Origin of the sequence: Burkholderia sp. SIMBA_051, from assembly GCF_046534915.1 — a bacterium.
GTDB lineage: Bacteria > Pseudomonadota > Gammaproteobacteria > Burkholderiales > Burkholderiaceae > Burkholderia > Burkholderia ambifaria.
This window is the reverse complement of the sequence record NZ_JAWRXS010000398.1, coordinates 1-264: the sequence shown is the minus strand read 5'-3', so window position 1 is coordinate 264 and position 264 is coordinate 1. Positions and strand designations below refer to the sequence as shown.

1 protein-coding gene is annotated in these 264 nt (G+C 68.6%); it reads left to right on the top strand.

What is annotated here, in order from left to right:
• The coding region (locus tag SB771_RS35030) for a TolC family protein (protein WP_410722047.1) at positions 1 to 264 on the top strand (264 nt) is incomplete at both ends.

The window sequence follows — 264 nt, the reverse complement described above, 5'->3', positions numbered from 1 at the left end:
GCCGGCTTCGACGCCTCGTGGGAACTCGATCTGTTCGGCCGGGTGCGCCGCTCGGTGGAAGCCGCGAACGCGCAGACCGAGGCCGCAGTGGAAAGCCGCAACGACGCGCTGCTCTCGCTCGAGGCCGAAGTCGCGCAAACCTACATGCAGTTGCGCGGCGCGCAGGCGTTGCGCGACATCACCACGAGCCTCGTCGAGCAGCAACGCGATGTCGTCCGGTTGACGCAAAGCCAGGCGAAGGTCGGCCTCGCCAGCGAAGCCGAC